We start from the raw sequence: 16702 nt of genomic DNA, 5'->3' as shown, positions 1-16702 counted from the left end.
CTGCCGGAATGTGGGACGGCGGTGGAAGTGTCAGAACTTCTCTTTGCCGGACAGGTAGCGCCATTGGCCGAGCGGGACCTTGCCGATCGAGACGCCGCCGATGCGGATGCGGCGGATGCCGATGACCTTCAGACCGACCGCCTCGCAGAACTGCGCGATGATTCCCGGCTGCGGGTTTTTCATGGCGAAGCGCAGACGGTTTTCGTTTTGCCAGCTGGCCTTGACCGGTGGCAGCTCCTTGCCCTTGTGGGTCAGGCCGTGCTGCAGGCGATTGAGGCCGTGGGCAGCCATCTCACCCTCTACTTCAACAATGTATTCCTGCTCGATCTTCGCGGCGTCGGCAGTGAGTTTGCGCAGGATTTTCCAGTCCTGGGTGAACACCAGCAGGCCGCTGGCCTTGGGCTGCAGGTCGGCGCTGGCGGTGAGCCGCAGGAAATGTCCGCGCAACGGTCGCTTGCCGTAGCGGTGCTCTTCGCTGAGGGTTTCGGCGCTGAGCGACTGCATGGCGCTGTCGACATCCATGCCGGCGGGGGCGTTGAGCAGGATGGTCACCGGCTCCGGCGCGGTGGCCTTGGCGTCCTTGTCGAGTTCGACCTTTTGATCGCCAACCTTGAATTGCGGCTCATCGATGACTTCGCCGTCCACGGTAACCCAGCCGCCCTCAATGAACAGCTCGGCCTCCCGGCGGGAGCAACCGACCAGTTCGATGAGGCGTTTGGAGAGGCGAATCGGGTCAGTCATGACAGGGCCGTAACAAAAAAGGGGTGGGCATTGTACCTGTGTGGAAGCGGTTAAGCCCGGTTCCATTTCGGTATCGTTATTTGTAGGAGTGAGCCTGCTCGCGATTGCTTTATGACATTCAGTATTGTTGTCGGCTGGTCTGGCGCTATCGCGAGCAGGCTCACTCCTACAGGGTTGTGGTGTGTCAGCCGTTGCCTGAGCGCTGCTGGGACTGCCGCAGGCGCATATGCAGCAACGGGTAGGGCTGGCCCATGCCGTCGACCTCGGAGCGTCCGATCACCTCGAAGCCCTGTTTCTCGTAAAACCCCAGCGCCTGTGGGTTCTGTTCGTTGACGTCGAGTTCATCGGCGTTCAGCCGTTCGATCGCATATTTAAGCAGCTGTTTACCTAAACCACGGCCACGATGATCGGGATCGATGAACAGCATTTCAATCTTGCCCGCCGCCACTCCGGCAAACCCGGTGATGCGCTGCTGGGCGTCTTTGGTACAGATCAGCATCACCGCATCGAGATAACGGGTAAGCACCAGATTGCGCAGCAGCTCGATGTAGCTGTCCGGCAGGAATTGATGAGTCGCCCGGACCGAGGCCTCCCAGACCCGGGTCAGTTCTTGGTAATCGCTGATTTTCGGTGTGTGAATGACCGAATGCTGACGCATGTGCGTGTGCCTCTTGTACGTTTCAAGGGAGTCCGTCCCCCGCTAAACGATAGCCGCAAAAAAGCCCCGCATCTTGTAAAAAGAGCGGGGCTTTTTGTTTTTGTTGCGGTGTCTGGCTGGCTATTTCTGTCGCCGGCAAGAGCTCTCCCCCTCACCCCAACCCTCTCCCCCAAGGGGGCGAGGGGGAAGGGAGCTGATCTTTGTGCTGTTCAAAACCTGAGTTCGACTGGATGGTTCAGGTCGGTGAAGCTCGCGAGAACACCTCAATCAGTCCCCTCTCCCTCTGGGAGAGGGCTAGGGTGAGGGGCTTTTGATCTTCAGATCAGATCTGCTCAGCCCACAAATCGTATTCGTCAGCGTCAGTCACCTTGCACCAGACCTTGTCGCCCGGTTTCAGATTGCTGCCATTGTCGATAAATACGTTGCCATCGATCTCCGGCGCATCGAAGAAGCAGCGGCCGACCGCGCCTTGCTCGTCGACTTCGTCCACCAGCACTTCGATCTCGCGACCAATGCGCATTTGCAGACGGGCCGAGCTGATCGCCTGCTGGTGCGCCATGAAGCGCTCCCAACGATCCTGCTTGACCTCGTCCGGAACAATCTCCAGATCCAGATCGTTGGCCGGCGCGCCATCCACCGGCGAGTACTGGAAGCACCCGACGCGGTCGAGCTGGGCTTCGGTCAGCCAGTTCAGCAGGTACTGGAAGTCTTCTTCGGTTTCGCCCGGGAAGCCGACGATGAAGGTCGAACGGATGATCAGGTCCGGACAGATCTCGCGCCAGTTCTTGATCCGCGCCAGGGTCTTGTCTTCGAACGCCGGGCGTTTCATCGACTTCAGGACTTTCGGGCTGGCGTGCTGGAACGGGATGTCCAGGTACGGCAGGATCTTCCCGGCGGCCATCAGCGGGATCAGCTCGTCGACGTGCGGGTACGGGTAAACGTAGTGCAAGCGGACCCAGACGCCCAGCGTGCTCAAGGCTTCGCACAGTTCGGTCATGCGGGTTTTCACCGGCGCGCCGTTCCAGAAGCCAGTGCGGTATTTAACGTCAACGCCGTAGGCGCTGGTGTCTTGCGAAATGACCAGCAACTCTTTAACGCCGGATTTGACCAGGCGCTGAGCTTCGTCGAGCACGTCACCCACCGGACGGCTGACCAGTTTGCCGCGCATCGACGGGATGATGCAGAACGAGCAGCTGTGGTTGCAGCCTTCGGAAATCTTCAGGTACGCGTAGTGGCGCGGGGTCAGCTTGATGCCTTGTGGCGGCACCAGGTCGATCAGCGGGTTGTGATCCTGACGCGGCGGCACCACTTCGTGCACGGCGTTGACCACTTGCTCGTACTGCTGCGGACCGGTCACGGCGAGCACGCTCGGGTGCACGTCGCGGATATTGCCTTCTTCCACGCCCATGCAGCCAGTAACGATGACCTTGCCGTTTTCCTTGATCGCTTCGCCGATCACTTCCAGCGACTCGGCCTTGGCCGAATCGATGAAACCGCAGGTGTTGACGACTACAACGTCGGCGTCCTGATAAGTGGACACCACGTCATAACCTTCCATGCGCAGCTGGGTCAGGATGCGCTCGGAGTCGACCAGTGCTTTCGGGCAACCCAGAGATACAAAGCCAACCTTGGGATTGGCCGGCGCAGGAGTGGTGGACATGTCTAACCTCGGTGTTTTGTGACGTCGCTTGCTTGATGCGCAAACCGACGGATGGGCGCTTAGGGCGCGCCTCTGATCAAAAAGTGCGCAATTCTAGCGGCGGGCAACGCACTTGACCAGCTTTATACGGGGAAATACGACGAGTGCTGCGCTATGCTTCGCGCCGTTGAGCTTTACCGATTTCTTGCAGTCAATCATTGGTCTGTAACAACAGGTAAAACAGCGCATGCTGCAATACAAAGCATAGTGCTTCCTTCTAAGAAGCCGGTATCGAGATCAGGAGTGTTGGATGGGTCAGGCAAGTAGTCATGCGGCGGGCGCCGAGGGTTCGGCGAGCAGACCGCTGAGCATGCTGGTCGCGGCGGTCGGGGTGGTTTATGGCGACATCGGCACGAGCCCGTTGTACACCCTCAAGGAAGTGTTTTCCGGCGGATACGGTGTGCCGGTCAATCACGACGGCGTACTCGGCATTCTGTCGTTGATCTTCTGGTCGCTAATCTGGGTGGTCTCGATCAAGTACATGATGTTCGTGCTGCGCGCCGACAACCAGGGCGAGGGCGGCATCATGGCCCTCACCGCACTGGCACGGCGGGCAGCGGCGGGGCGCAAGCGCCTGCGTACGTTGCTGGTGGTCTGCGGGCTGATCGGCGCGGCGCTGTTCTACGGCGACAGCATGATCACCCCGGCTATCTCCGTGTTATCAGCGATCGAAGGCCTCGGCCTGGCGTTCGACGGCATTGATCACTGGGTGGTGCCGCTGTCCCTGGTCGTGCTGGTCGCGTTGTTTCTGATCCAGCGCCACGGTACCGCGCGGATCGGCATCCTGTTCGGGCCGATCATGGTCACCTGGTTTGTCGTCCTCGGCGCCCTCGGCGTGTACGGCATCAGCCATACCCCGGAAGTGCTGCACGCAATCAATCCGATGTGGGCGGTGAATTTCTTCATCGTGCATCCGGGCATGGGCGTGGCGATTCTCGGCGCCGTGGTGCTGGCGCTGACCGGCGCCGAAGCGCTGTACGCCGACATGGGTCACTTCGGCCGCAAGCCGATCGCTCGCGCCTGGTTCTTGCTGGTGCTGCCGGCGCTGGTGCTGAATTACTTTGGCCAGGGTGCGTTGCTGCTGGAAAATCCTGACGCCGCGCGCAACCCGTTCTATCTGCTGGCACCGAGCTGGGCGCTGATTCCGCTGGTCGGCCTGTCGACACTGGCCACGGTGATCGCCTCGCAAGCGGTGATTTCCGGCGCATTCTCCCTGACCCGTCAGGCGATCCAGCTCGGCTACATCCCGCGCATGTACATCCAGCACACCTCCAGCGACGAGCAGGGCCAGATCTACATCGGCGCGGTGAACTGGGCGCTGATGGTCGGCGTGGTACTGCTGGTGATCGGCTTCGAATCCTCTGGCGCACTGGCCTCGGCTTATGGCGTGGCGGTGACCGGCACCATGCTGATGACCACCATTCTGGTGTCGGCGGTCATGCTGCTGCTGTGGAAATGGCCACCGATTCTTGCGGTACCGGTGCTGCTTGGCTTCCTGCTGGTGGACGGCCTGTACTTCGCCGCCAACGTGCCGAAGATCGTTCAGGGCGGCGCCTTCCCGGTGATCGCCGGTATCGCCCTGTTCGTGCTGATGACCACCTGGAAGCGCGGCAAACAACTGCTGGTCGAACGCCTCGACGAAGGCGCGCTGCCGCTGCCGATCTTCATCAGCAGCATCCGCGTACAACCCCCGCATCGCGTACAGGGCACGGCGGTGTTCCTCACTGCCCGCTCCGATGCCGTGCCGCACGCGCTGTTGCACAACCTGCTGCATAACCAGGTGCTGCATGAGCAGGTGGTGTTGCTGACCGTGGTCTACGAAGACATCCCTCGCGTACCGCCATCGCGGCGCTTCGAAGTGGAAGCGCACGGTGAAGGCTTCTTCCGGGTGATCCTGCACTTCGGCTTCACTGATGAGCCGGACGTACCGCAGGCGCTGAAGCTGTGTCATCTCGAAGACCTCGACTTCAGCCCGATGCGTACCACTTACTTCCTCAGTCGCGAGACGGTGATCGCCTCGAAACTCGAGGGCATGGCGCGTTGGCGTGAGGCGCTGTTTGCGTTCATGTTGAAGAATGCCAATGGCAATCTGCGGTTCTTTAATTTGCCGTTGAACCGGGTGATTGAGTTGGGAACGCAGGTGGAGATGTAAGCCCCGCCGCAACTCAAAAGCCCCCGGTAGCTTTATAGCTGGCGGGGGCTTTTTTGTGGGCGGCAACTTCAGATCAAAAGATCGCAGCCTTCGGCAGCTCCTACAGGTTTCGCATTCCATGTAGGAGCTGCCGAAGGCTGCGATCTTTTGATCTGCAAACCTCTACAAGCTTTCAGGCATCTCTGATTCAGACTCGGTCTTCGTACGCGCAGGTCGTGGCATCAACGCCTGAATTACATCATCAATCAAGGCTTTGCCCATCACTGTCAGGTAATGCGCGGCCCAGGCATGGCGGTCGGTGTCTCTGTTGAAAGCTGCGTCTTCTGCGAAGGATTTGGCGAGGGATAGCAGGTCGGAGGATTGGGACAAGGCATTGATGATCGGGATGCCGGAGCGGACGTTGAAGAACGCTTGATCCGAGTTATAGAGGAAAGGGGTGAAGCCGATGGTTTTAAGATCAGATTGATTGTTCATTGTCAGTTCCCTTGATTTCGAGAGCTGCCGCATCCGATACCAAGCGAATGGGTGGCAGCTGTGCGCAGGTTGGTAAACCGGGGAACCAAGGAAACCGGCACGCTCGAAAGCGTCCCACACACAGCTGCCATAACACAGGGGCTCGGACGGGATTTCGCCTGAGTCGTGTCGGGTGCGCTGTTGCGCCTTATTCCACCGGGTTACCAAGCCCGATCGCTGAATGGGTCAGCGACGTCCGGAGAGTATCCCGTCAAAAAACAGCGCAATAGAGCGGCAAAGCGCCCGAACACGAGTTTCGGAGTTTGCCTACAAGGTCTGTGGGCGTCATCTGATATTGCGAGACCAGACGTAAACGAAACTAAACGTCGGACACTTGTTTCCCTGTAGGAGTGAGCCTGCTCGCGATAGCGGTGTGTCAGTTGGCAAATAGGTGGCTGACACTCCGCTATCGCGAGCAGGCTCACTCCTACAGGGGATTGGGGTGATCCACGCAAATGTAAAAAGCCCCCGCTATTGTGAGATGGCGGGGGCTTTTGTAGTCGGCGGCTCAGATCACTCTTCGGCGACCGAATCCTTGCTCTGGCGCTTCTGAATCAGCTCCACCAAGCGCTTGGCCAGCGCCGGGTAGTTTTCATCAAAGTGATGTCCGCCGGGCAGTTTCACTGCTTCGCCAACGGCAGTCTTGTCGGTGCAGCCACTCTCATCCGCCTCTTCTTCACCATAGATGCACACAACCTTGGCCGCTGGCAGCTTGGCCATTTCCGGGCCGGTGGCGGCTTCTTTGCCGGCGTTGCCGAGCCAGCCTTCGACTTCGATTTCGAAGCTGCCGGTGCGGGCGAAGGCGAGCAGGATGATCGCGTCGACGCGCTGCTGTTCGTTCTCTGGCAGGCGGTTGTAGATCGCTGGCAGGACGTCCGCGCCGAACGAGTAGCCGGTGAGGATGAAGCGCTTGGTGCCCCATTTCTGCCGGTAGTGCTGCATCAGTTCGGTGAGGTCGAGGGCGCTTTGTTCCGGGCTCTTGTGCTGCCAGTAGTAGCGCAGGGTGTCGATGCCGACCACCGGGTAGCCGATCTTGGCCATTTCCCCGGCGACGTCGCGGTCGAGGTCGCGCCAGCCGCCGTCACCGGAAAGGAACAGGGTCACGGTGTCGTTGGCCTGACCGGCCGGAACTTCCACGACCGGGATCGCCAGGCCGCCGTTGGCCTTGTCGCCGCCGACGAGGATTTTGCGCAGTTCGTTGTTCAGCACTTGCGGCAGGTTGATGTCGTAGTCGCTGATGCTGGTTTCGGCGTTCGGCTGATCGCGGACGAAACCTGCGCTGGCGTCGTCCGGGTTGTCGTTCCACGCCACCAGCCAGTGGCCGTGGGCGGCGGATTTTGGCAGCAGGTGGGTGCAGCCGGGCTTTTCCAGGGCCAGATCGACGGAGATGGCCTGGGCCTTGTCGTCTTTCTGTTCCGCCAGCCAGCGCCACGCCAGCACGGCGCCCGGGCCGATGCCGCTGACCAGAGTGGCCGGGCCGTTCAGTTCGCGCAGGCCCGATTGCAGTGCGCGGCTCTGCAGCAGGCAGTCCTTGGGCAGAATCACCTGAACGATCTGCGCCGAAGCGCTGCGGCTGAGGGTGGTCAGTTGTTTTTCGGAGAGCTTCTGTTCGTCGGTGACAGCCACCAACACCTGAGCCTTCGGCTTGCTGCCCGGAATCACCCGGGTCATGGCCGCGCCATCGGCGGGTTTGAGCTGTTCGACGGTCGGTTCCGGTGCCGGGCGTTTGAGGTACCAGTAACCGCCGCCGGCAATCACGGCCAGCACAATCAGTGCGGCCAGGATGTACTTCAGGGAGCGTTGAATCATCAGCGTTTCACCAATCCAGTCAAGCCGCCCGCGATCAGGGCAGCAGTGTCGGCCAGCGCCACGAGCGGATCGAGTCCGGCGGGCACGGCCATATAACGGGGTTCCCAGTCAGGCTGGAACTTGTCTTTGAAGCGGCGCAAGCCTTGGAAGTTGTACAGCTGCTCACCACGGCGGAAAACCATCGAGCCCAGACGCTGGGTCAGTGGCGCACCACGGCGGGGTTGCAACCCCGACAACGGCACCATGCCCAGGCTGAAGCGCGCGTATCCGTGACTCTTATAGTGTTGAATCAGGCCGACCATCATGAATTCCATGGTCAGCTTCGGCGCTTCCGGGTGCGCGCGCATCAGGTCGAGACTGGCCAGATCGTGACTGTAAGTCTCAAGCAGATTGGCGAACGCCACCGGACGGCCTTCGAAGCGAATCACCGCGATGCGGAAATGCTTCAGGTAATCGTCGCTGAAACGGCCGAGGGAGAAGCCTTTCTCGCGCACGTTCTTGCCGGTCAACCAGGCATCGGAAATGACCTTCAGCTCATCCATCGGCGCCTGACCCGGCTCATGGATTTCCAGCGACAGACCGTCGCGGGTGCCACGGTTCCAGGTGTAGCGCAGGTCTTTCATCTCCTTGCCCTTGGCTTCCAGATCGAAGCGTTGCAGATCGACCCGGGCTTCTTCGCCGAGTTTGATCGCGGTCAGGCCGATGTCCATGTAGTACGGCAGATTTTCCGCGCGCACTTGATAGAACACGGGGCGGGTGTGGTGGATGTCGCAGAGGTCGCGGAACTGCCAGATCATTTCCGCGCGTTGCTGGCTCGGCCCGATCGGGTCGTACAGCGCCACCAGACTGCGGCCACGCCGGGCGTACATCAGAAACGCCTCGTCGTTGGGATGAAACAGCAGCGCTTTGTCACCGGTCAGCGCGAGGCCGCCATCGGGTTGCGACGAGGCCATGAGGATTTTCGCTGCGCGGTCGAGTTCGTCCGGCGTCGGCAAATGAATCACCGGGCGCGCGGTGCGCAGCAGCCAGGTCAGGGAGATGATCACCAGCAACACCGCCGCGCCGAGCAGCGAGCGCAGGCCGCGCGGCGCGTCAGCGTCGAGGGTGAACTGCCACCACAGTTGATGGCTGTAGGGCACGTCCTGATAGGCGAACAGCAGCAACCAGGCCGAGGCCCCCAGCACGCACAGGCTGGCGACCAGATACAGCGGCGAGAACGGCAGCTCGGTCAAACGGCTCGGGCGGTAGAAGGAGCGGCGGAACACACCCAGCAGTGCCGCCGTCAGTGTCATCAGCGTGGCTTCTTCCCAATCGAAGCCTTTGAGCAGCGAAAGCAGGGCGCCGACCAGCAGCAGAATGGTAGTCAGCATCCACGCCGCCGACAGGCGCCGACGCAGGCCTTGGGCGAGCAACAGGCACAAAACGCCAATCAGGCTGGCGCCGAAGTGTGAGGCGTCGACCAATCGATGCGGGATCAGAAAACCGATGTGCTCCAGGCGCGTGTCGATCTCCGGGGTCGCGCCGGAAAACAGCAGCACCACGCCCGACAGGAACACCAGCACCGCCAGAATCGGCGCCGCCAGACCGGACGCGGCGCGCATGGTCTGGGTCTGAAACAGGCGCTGGCCTTCGTTGATCAGCAGCAACACGCAGGCGACCAGCAGCGGCAACACCACGTAGATCAGGCGATAGAGCAGCAGGGCAGCGGCCAGCGGCGCGGCGCCGAGCTTATCGGCAAACGCGGCAAGCAGAATCGCTTCGAACACGCCAACGCCGCCCGGCACATGACTGAGCACGCCCGCGGCCAGCGCCAACAGGTAGACCAGCAGGAATGGCGCAAACGGCGGCGCTTCCGGCAGCAACAAGTAGAGAACGGTGGCGGCAGCCGCGACGTCGAGAGCGGTGATCAGCAGTTGCAGAAGGGTCAGGCGTCGACCCGGCAGGCGCAATGTCCGCCGACCGGCGCGAACCAGCAGATTGTCGGGGTAGGGTTGTTCCGGCAGACGACGGCGATAGATGCCTATCGCCAACACTGCACCGAGGATCAGTACGGCGGCGGCGACCGAACCAAGCAAGACTTCGGACAGTCCCAGCGCTTGCGAGGCAGCGGGCAAATTGCTCAACGTTGCCAGCGCAGCCAGCGGCGGCAATGCGCAGCCCAGCGAGAGGCTGGCGAACAGCGTCATGTGCGCAACTTCTGACGCACCGACACCCAATCGCGCATATAAACGATAACGAACCGAGCCGCCGGACAGCAGCGACAGGCCAATCGCATTGCCGATCGCAAACGCGGTGAAGCCGCCGAGGGCGAGCGTGCGCGGCGGCAGCTTCACGCCAGCGTAGCGGCTGGCCGACCATTCATAGCCGAGCAGAATGATGAAACCGATCACGGTCGCGCCGATGGCGCCGAGCAGGGCCGGTTTCGGTACGTCGAGAATCGAGTCATGCAACGCGTCGAGATCGAGCTCGGCGAGCAGATGGCGGCAGGCAATCAGGGCAATGGCAAACAGCAGCAACGTCACCGCCAGACCGATCGGTTGACGGTATTTGCTTAACCGATCCAGCCAGCGCAAACGCTGGGGTTTGATCGGTTGTTCTGCTGTAACGGTGTCTTGTGGATCAGACGAGTTGGCGCGCATCAATCACCTCTTGGATTGTGCGCGACAGGATGGAGGTATCCAGCCAAGTTACCAATCCCTGTAGAAAAAAATAATCACAAAATACTACGCCTCTCGTCGGGCATCGGCGAGGGCAGTTCCTGGATTGCAGAAAGCCTGTCTGCGACTCAAGCATAGTCGCAACACAGCACTTCTGATGATCCCCAGCGGTTCACTGCACAGTGACAGATCATTGTTGCGAAAGGACTTTTTCGACAGATACAAAAAAGGCCACTCTTTCGAGTAGCCTTTTTTGATGTTTGGTTGCGGGAGCCGGATTTGAACCGACGACCTTCGGGTTATGAGCCCGACGAGCTACCAGACTGCTCCATCCCGCGTCTGTGTGGCGGCATTCTACAGGCGAACGGCGAGGTGTCAACCGCTAATCCGGGAATGGGTCAAATAACTGCGAAATCGCGGCAAACGGTCGCAGGCGCGCGTTAAGTTTCGGAAATCCAAAGAAATCCCGTTTTTCCTCAACCCGTGTCGCGCGACGCTGGTTGCACAAAACAGACGCGCACAAAAAAGGCCACTCTTTCGAGTAGCCTTTTTCGATGTTTGGTTGCGGGAGCCGGATTTGAACCGACGACCTTCGGGTTATGAGCCCGACGAGCTACCAGACTGCTCCATCCCGCGTCTGTGTGGCGGCATTCTACAGAGGTTCGCGAGTGTGTCAACCTTCGATCTGGATAAATCTGTTGAGGTTCAAGCGCTTAGGACCTTTTCGGGATCCGGTGATCGGCACGCAGGGCAGGCCGCGCAAGGCTTTCAGCTCTATTGGGCGGCGATCCTTGATTGAGAAAATAAATTCGTCGGAAATATCCTACGGTCGGAAAAGAACATTCAACCACTGGTGCTATATACAGGTGCCAATGAGATACTGCCGCTCCGGCTTGCCACGTTGCTTTTTCCGACATGACCCAGCGAAAAATCATCCACATCGACTGTGACTGTTTCTACGCCGCCATCGAGATGCGCGACGACCCGCGTCTGGCCGGCAAGCCACTGGCGGTGGGTGGTTCGGCGGACCGTCGCGGGGTGATCGCCACCTGCAACTATGAAGCGCGCGCCTATGGCGTGCGCTCGGCAATGGCCTCCGGGCATGCGTTGAAGCTGTGCCCGGACCTGACCATCGTCAAGCCGCGCATGGACGCTTATCGGGAAGCGTCGAAGGAAATTCATACGATCTTCGCCGACTACACCGATCTGATCGAGCCGCTGTCGCTCGACGAGGCTTACCTGGATGTGTCCGACAGCGCGCATTTCGGCGGCAGCGCCACGCGCATCGCCCAGGACATCCGCCGCCGGGTTTCCAATCAACTGCACATCACCGTTTCCGCTGGCGTCGCGCCGAACAAGTTTCTGGCGAAGATCGCCAGCGACTGGAAGAAACCCAACGGCTTGTTCGTGATCACCCCGGATCAGGTCGAGGATTTCGTCAGCGGTCTGCCCGTGAGCAAGCTGCATGGCGTCGGCAAGGTCACCGCCGACAAGCTCGGCAAGCTCGGCATCGTTGACTGCCAGCACTTGCGCGAATGGGGCAGGCTGGCGCTGGTGCGCGAATTCGGCAGTTTTGGCGAGCGATTGTGGAATCTCGCCCGTGGGATCGATGACCGCCTGGTGCACAACGACAGTCGGCGTCAGTCGATCAGTGTGGAAAACACCTACGATGTTGATCTTCCGGATTTGCGCGCCTGCCTCGACAAATTGCCCGAGCTGCTCGACACCCTGAAAAACCGCATGGCGCGGATCGACAGCAGTTACCGACCGGGCAAGCCGTTCGTCAAAGTCAAATTTCATGACTTTACCCAGACCACACTGGAACAGGCCGGGGCAGGGCGGGACCTGGGCAGTTATCAGTTGCTGCTGACGCAGGCGTTCAATCGCGGCGGCAAGCCGGTGCGGTTGTTGGGAGTGGGGGTGAGGCTGGAGGATTTGCGCGGCGGGTTTGAGCAGATGGAGTTGTTTGAGCGGTAGATCGTCAAAGCAAAAGATCGCAGCCTTCGGCAGCTCCTACACCGGGATGGTGTACACCCTGTAGGAGCTGCCGAAGGCTGCGATCTTTCAAGGCTTAATTCGGCCCCGGATCAGCCACTAAACGCCCGGCATCCTTGGCCAAAGACTTGAGAAACTCAGTCTGCAACTCCGGATCATTGCGCGTCAGTTCGATCAGGCTTTGTTCCAGTTCGCTGGCTTCCTCTTCCAGGCCCAGTTCCGACAGGCGTTTGACCCGGTGCACCCACTGGCTCACCTCGTCATCTTCCAGATCGTCATAAATCAGCCCGTGCGCTTCCAGCAACTTGCCGCGCAGGTGACCGCTGAGCATCAGTGTCGAGTCGGAGTGCACGTCATCCTTGGCGTCTTCGACACTGATCTGCAAGCGGCCGATATGATTGAGGTCATGTTCGGCGAAAGGACTGTCGAGCAGGTTCAAGCGCAGCACGCCGTTGCGGTCGGTGGTCATGTCGAACGTCTGCTTGCCGGCCTTCACCTGCACCGGGCGCTCGCTCCATGGCAGGCTCGAATACTCCGTGCGCTTGTCGCGCTGGACTTCGTCGATGCCCGCGAGGTTCTGCTGCGCGCGACCGTTGGACTGCGCGTTCATGAACGGGTTGAGCCCGGCGAAACCGTAGCTCAGCCAATCCTTGGTGACGCTGTCCGGCAGGTTGCCGAGGGCGAACACGTTGACCACGTTCGCACCTACACCACCGACCACGGCCACCGCGCCCAGCGGAATCTCATAGACTTCGCGCCAGGGTTGGTAAGGCGTGTAGCGGTCGTAACGGCGGGTGACTTCGAACTCGGTGACTTCGAAGGTCTTCTGCTCGTTGATCTTCACGCGTCGCTGCGGCAGCTCGAGCACCTTGGGCTCGCCGACATCGATCTGCAGGCTGTGATCGAGCAACTTTCGCTCGACCCGCTCTTCGTGCTCGCTGCGTTGCGACATGTGATTGGCGCAGCCGCTGACCAGCAGGGCGCCGCACAGGGCGGCGCCACCGAGGCCTAAGGTGTTTCGCTTGAACATGACGTCTCTATCTGGTTTCAGCGGCGGATACGGGCCTGAAGGAAGGACACAACATCGGCCACCGGCAGCGCTTGCGCCTCTGCTGCGGAACGACTCTTGTATTCCAGGTTGCCTTCGGCGAGGCCGCGGTCGCTGACCACGATCCGGTGTGGAATGCCGATCAGCTCCATGTCGGCGAACTTGATGCCCGGGCTGGTTTTCTTGTCGCGATCGTCCAGGAGCACTTCGAAACCGGCCGCCGTCAGTTCGGCATACAGCTTGTCGGTGGCTTCGCGAACCTGCTCGGTTTCATAGCGCAGCGGTACCAGAGCGATCTGGAATGGCGCCAGCGTGTCGCTCCAGATGATGCCGTTGGCGTCGTTGTTCTGCTCGATCGCAGCGGCAACCACGCGGGATACGCCAATGCCGTAGCAGCCCATTTCCAGGGTCACCGGCTTGCCGTTCTCGCCCAGCACTTCGCACTTCATCGCCTTGCTGTACTTGTTACCCAGCTGGAAGATGTGGCCGACTTCGATGCCGCGCTTGATTTCCAGCGTGCCTTTACCGTCCGGGCTTGGGTCGCCCGCAACGACATTGCGCAGGTCGGCAACGGTCGGAATCGGCAGATCACGCTCCCAGTTCACGCCGAAGTAGTGCTTGTCGTCGATGTTCGCGCCGATGCCGAAGTCGCTCATCATCGCGACCGAGCGGTCGATGATGATCGGCAGCGGCAGGTTCAGCGGGCCGAGCGAGCCAGCGCCGGCGCCGATCGCATCACGCAGTTCGGCATCGGAGGCCATCACCAGCGGGCTGGCCACGCCTGGCTGGTTGGCAGCCTTGATTTCGTTCAGTTCGTGGTCGCCACGGATCACCAGCGCGATCAGCTTGCCTTCTTCTTCGGCATGAACGATCAGGGTCTTGATGGTCTTTTCAATCGGCAGATTGAATTTTTCCACCAGCGCCGCGATGGTTTTGGTGTCCGGTGTGTCGACCAGGCGCAGCTCTTCGGTTGGCGCAGGGCGCGAGGTTTCCCGTGGCACCGCTTCGGCTTTTTCGATGTTCGCCGCGTAGTCGGAGGCGTTGCTGAAAACGATATCGTCTTCGCCGGACTCGGCCAGCACGTGGAACTCGTGGGAGCCGGCGCCACCGATCGAACCGTTGTCGGCTTCAACCGGACGGAATTTCAGGCCCAGACGCGTGAACACGTTGCAGTACGCCTCATGCATGCGGTCATAGGTGATCTGCAGCGACGCCTGGTCGGCGTGGAAGGAGTAGGCGTCCTTCATGATGAATTCGCGGCCGCGCATCAAACCGAAGCGTGGGCGAATTTCGTCACGGAATTTGGTCTGGATCTGGTACAGGTTGATCGGCAGCTGTTTGTAGCTGCTCAACTCGTTGCGCATCAGATCGGTGATCACTTCTTCGTGGGTCGGGCCCGCGCAGAAATCACGACCGTGGCGGTCTTTGATGCGCAGCAGCTCAGGGCCGTATTCTTCCCAGCGCCCCGATTCCTGCCACAGCTCGGCCGGTTGGGTGCTCGGCATCAACACTTCCAGAGAACCGGCAGCGTTCATTTCTTCGCGAACGATGGCTTCGACCTTGCGCATGACTCGCAGGCCCATGGGCAGCCAGGTGTACAGGCCCGAGGCAAGCTTGCGGATCATGCCGGCGCGCAGCATCAGCTGATGACTGATCACGACCGCGTCGGAAGGCGTTTCTTTCTGTGTGGCGAGCAAAAATTGACTGGTGCGCATGTTTGGCCGTTGTCGGTTGCTATGACTGGAAATGACGGAGCAGTGTACCGGCGAGTTTTGCTGACGTACAGAAGTGTGGCCGGCGCAAAGGTCCGGTGGCGGGATTCCTCCCGTCACCGGCGAAGTGTCCTACGATTCTTCGGTTGCGGGCGTCGGTGCGGGTTCGGGCGTCGGTGTCGGCCCTTCGCGGCGGCGCTCCTGAAACCAGTGCAGCGCAATCAGCAGCAGCGTCGGCACGCCTAGCAGAGCGGTGATGAGGAAGAAGCTGTGATAGCCGAACTTCTCGACCAGCACGCCGGAATAGCCGCCCATCAGGCGCGGCAGCAGCAACATGATCGAGCTGAGCAGGGCATATTGCGTGGCCGAGAATTTCAGGTTGGTCAGGCTCGACAGGTAGGCGACGAACGCTGACGTCGCCAGGCCCGAGCTGAAGTTGTCGAGGGAAATGGTCACCACCAGCATCTGCAGGTTCGGCCCCATGTCCGCGAGCATCACGAACAGCAGGTTGGTCGCCGCCGAAGCCACGCCGCCGATAAACAGGATCGGCAGGATGCCGAAGCGCACGATCAACAGGCCGCCCATGCCGGCGCCGACGAGGGTCATGATCAGGCCGAAGATCTTGCTGACGCTGGCAATCTGATCCTTGGTAAAGCCCTGGTCGATGTAGAACACGTTGGCCATCACGCCCATCACCGTGTCCGACATCCGGTAGGTGGCGATCAGGCCCAGCAGCAACAGCGCCTGCCAGCGGTAACGCAGGATGAAGTCATTGACCGGCGTCAGCACCGGCGCCAATCCACGCCGGCCCATGGCCGACAGACACATCCCCGTGAGCAGCGTATAGAGAATGGCGCGAAGGAAGGCGCGGTCTTCGAGCAGCAGGTCGAGCGGGCTCATGTCGCCGAACAGCACGCCAGCGAAATCAGTGTTGTACAGCTGGGTGAACATCGCCGGTACGGAAACCAGCAAAACGATCAGCACGAACACCGACATCAATTGATGCATGAATGTGTAGCGCCCGGCCTGCAACTGCGTGCGCAGCGGCACCGGCGGCTCACGCATGAACAGCGTGGTGAGCAGCGCGGGCACCATCAATGCGCCGAACAGCACATAGGTGCCGGTCCACGCCGCGTGCTTATAGTTGAAACCGGTGGAGCCGAAACCTTCGGCGAAGAACAGCGCGCCGGCGGTGGCGAGCAGGGCGGCGACGCGGTAACCGGACATGTAACTGGCGGCGAGGGCGGCCTGGCGGCTGTCATCGGCGATTTCCAGGCGATAGGCGTCGACCGCGATGTCTTGCGTGGCTGAGGCAAAAGCGACGACGACGGCAATCGCGATCAGCCAGGACAAGTGCTTCTGCGGATCACAGAAACCCATGCCGATCAGGCCAAGAATCACCAGTGCCTGAGAGAGCACCAGCCAGGAACGGCGACGACCGAGTTTGCCCAGCAAGGGCAGGCGCCATTGGTCGAGCAGCGGTGACCAGACCCATTTGAACGCATACGCCAGGCCGATCAGGCTGGCATAGCCGATGGTTTCACGGGCTACGCCCGCTTCACGCAGCCACACGGAGAGCGTCGAGAACACCAGCATGTACGGCAGGCCGGCGGCAAAACCGAGCAACAACAGCACGAGCGTCGAAGGACTGGCATAGGCGGCGAGCGCGGCGCGCCAGGTTTTACGGGGCATGGGCTGAAGTCTGCCTCAAAATTGCG

At 60.7% G+C, this 16702-nt stretch carries 11 protein-coding genes and 2 tRNA genes; 2 read left to right on the top strand and 11 right to left on the bottom strand.

Translation table 11 applies throughout. The features are described 5' to 3' along the window. Window positions 1-30: 30 nt before the first annotated feature. From AEQ63_RS17410 to rimO, 3 genes are all read right to left on the bottom strand, one after another. Window positions 31-741, bottom strand: coding sequence for an rRNA pseudouridine synthase (locus tag AEQ63_RS17410; protein WP_042607046.1), 711 nt, complete (start codon window positions 739-741; stop codon window positions 31-33). A gap of 184 nt (window positions 742-925) precedes the next feature. Continuing rightward, window positions 926-1399 carry a GNAT family N-acetyltransferase gene (locus AEQ63_RS17405; RefSeq protein ID WP_064364221.1) on the bottom strand — a complete coding sequence of 158 codons (474 nt, stop codon included), beginning with the start codon at window positions 1397-1399 and terminating at the stop codon, window positions 926-928. Window positions 1400-1721: 322 nt separating this feature from the next. Beyond that, window positions 1722-3059, bottom strand: a complete 1338-nt coding sequence (rimO, locus tag AEQ63_RS17400; protein WP_042607049.1) for a 30S ribosomal protein S12 methylthiotransferase RimO — start codon at window positions 3057-3059, stop codon at window positions 1722-1724. Between the two features lie 349 nt (window positions 3060-3408). Between rimO and AEQ63_RS17395 the strand changes: the two genes are divergently transcribed. After that, complete coding sequence (locus AEQ63_RS17395) at window positions 3409-5250, top strand: potassium transporter Kup (RefSeq protein ID WP_371857548.1); 1842 nt, start codon at window positions 3409-3411, stop codon at window positions 5248-5250. A 162-nt stretch (window positions 5251-5412) separates the two neighbouring features. Here the strand turns inward: AEQ63_RS17395 and AEQ63_RS17390 are convergent, their stop codons facing one another. From AEQ63_RS17390 to AEQ63_RS17370, 5 genes are all read right to left on the bottom strand, one after another. Then, entirely contained in the window at window positions 5413-5724 is a 312-nt protein-coding gene (locus AEQ63_RS17390; protein WP_064364220.1) for a DUF3077 domain-containing protein, read from the bottom strand. Window positions 5725-6276: 552 nt separating this feature from the next. Further along, window positions 6277-7572, bottom strand: a complete 1296-nt coding sequence (locus AEQ63_RS17385; RefSeq protein WP_064364219.1) for a virulence factor family protein — start codon at window positions 7570-7572, stop codon at window positions 6277-6279. After that, window positions 7572-10211: a bifunctional lysylphosphatidylglycerol flippase/synthetase MprF gene (gene mprF / locus AEQ63_RS17380; protein ID WP_064364218.1), complete on the bottom strand. Its 2640-nt coding sequence runs from the start codon at window positions 10209-10211 to the stop codon at window positions 7572-7574. The genes AEQ63_RS17385 and mprF overlap by 1 nt, the downstream gene beginning before the upstream one ends. A gap of 279 nt (window positions 10212-10490) precedes the next feature. Then, a tRNA-Met gene (locus AEQ63_RS17375) sits at window positions 10491-10567 on the bottom strand. 221 nt (window positions 10568-10788) lie between these two features. Beyond that, window positions 10789-10865: transfer RNA gene (locus AEQ63_RS17370), tRNA-Met, on the bottom strand. A 279-nt stretch (window positions 10866-11144) separates the two neighbouring features. On the opposite strand from AEQ63_RS17370, the gene dinB reads away from it, so the two are divergent. Beyond that, window positions 11145-12206, top strand: coding sequence for a DNA polymerase IV (dinB, locus tag AEQ63_RS17365; protein WP_042608243.1), 1062 nt, complete (start codon window positions 11145-11147; stop codon window positions 12204-12206). Window positions 12207-12300: 94 nt separating this feature from the next. Here the strand turns inward: dinB and AEQ63_RS17360 are convergent, their stop codons facing one another. The 3 genes from AEQ63_RS17360 to AEQ63_RS17350 all read right to left on the bottom strand — a co-directional run bounded on the left by AEQ63_RS17360 (window position 12301) and on the right by AEQ63_RS17350 (window position 16676). Continuing rightward, a complete protein-coding gene (locus AEQ63_RS17360; protein ID WP_042608242.1) occupies window positions 12301-13254 on the bottom strand; it encodes a hypothetical protein in 954 nt (317 codons plus the stop codon). 17 nt (window positions 13255-13271) lie between these two features. Then, on the bottom strand, window positions 13272-14987 hold the full coding sequence (locus AEQ63_RS17355; protein WP_064364217.1) for a proline--tRNA ligase: 1716 nt from the start codon (window positions 14985-14987) through the stop codon (window positions 13272-13274). 129 nt (window positions 14988-15116) lie between these two features. Beyond that, entirely contained in the window at window positions 15117-16676 is a 1560-nt protein-coding gene (locus AEQ63_RS17350) for an AmpG family muropeptide MFS transporter (protein ID WP_042608240.1), read from the bottom strand. Window positions 16677-16702 lie beyond the last annotated feature (26 nt).

The organism is Pseudomonas sp. RIT-PI-o (assembly GCF_001297215.1).
GTDB classification, from domain to species: domain Bacteria; phylum Pseudomonadota; class Gammaproteobacteria; order Pseudomonadales; family Pseudomonadaceae; genus Aquipseudomonas; species Aquipseudomonas moraviensis_A.
Note: the sequence above shows the minus strand (reverse complement) of the source record. Positions and strands in the feature narration are given on the sequence as shown.

What these genes read in the sequence shown, in the direction of transcription:
- AEQ63_RS17410 (WP_042607046.1), bottom strand. Translation starts at nt 741, where the DNA reads ATGACTGACCCGATTCGCCTCTCCAAACGCCTCATCGAACTGGTCGGT.
- AEQ63_RS17405 (WP_064364221.1), bottom strand. Translation starts at nt 1,399, where the DNA reads ATGCGTCAGCATTCGGTCATTCACACACCGAAAATCAGCGATTACCAA.
- rimO (WP_042607049.1), bottom strand. Translation starts at nt 3,059, where the DNA reads ATGTCCACCACTCCTGCGCCGGCCAATCCCAAGGTTGGCTTTGTATCT.
- AEQ63_RS17395 (WP_371857548.1), top strand. Translation starts at nt 3,409, where the DNA reads ATGCTGGTCGCGGCGGTCGGGGTGGTTTATGGCGACATCGGCACGAGC.
- AEQ63_RS17390 (WP_064364220.1), bottom strand. Translation starts at nt 5,724, where the DNA reads ATGAACAATCAATCTGATCTTAAAACCATCGGCTTCACCCCTTTCCTC.
- AEQ63_RS17385 (WP_064364219.1), bottom strand. Translation starts at nt 7,572, where the DNA reads ATGATTCAACGCTCCCTGAAGTACATCCTGGCCGCACTGATTGTGCTG.
- mprF (WP_064364218.1), bottom strand. Translation starts at nt 10,211, where the DNA reads ATGCGCGCCAACTCGTCTGATCCACAAGACACCGTTACAGCAGAACAA.
- dinB (WP_042608243.1), top strand. Translation starts at nt 11,145, where the DNA reads ATGACCCAGCGAAAAATCATCCACATCGACTGTGACTGTTTCTACGCC.
- AEQ63_RS17360 (WP_042608242.1), bottom strand. Translation starts at nt 13,254, where the DNA reads ATGTTCAAGCGAAACACCTTAGGCCTCGGTGGCGCCGCCCTGTGCGGC.
- AEQ63_RS17355 (WP_064364217.1), bottom strand. Translation starts at nt 14,987, where the DNA reads ATGCGCACCAGTCAATTTTTGCTCGCCACACAGAAAGAAACGCCTTCC.
- AEQ63_RS17350 (WP_042608240.1), bottom strand. Translation starts at nt 16,676, where the DNA reads ATGCCCCGTAAAACCTGGCGCGCCGCGCTCGCCGCCTATGCCAGTCCT.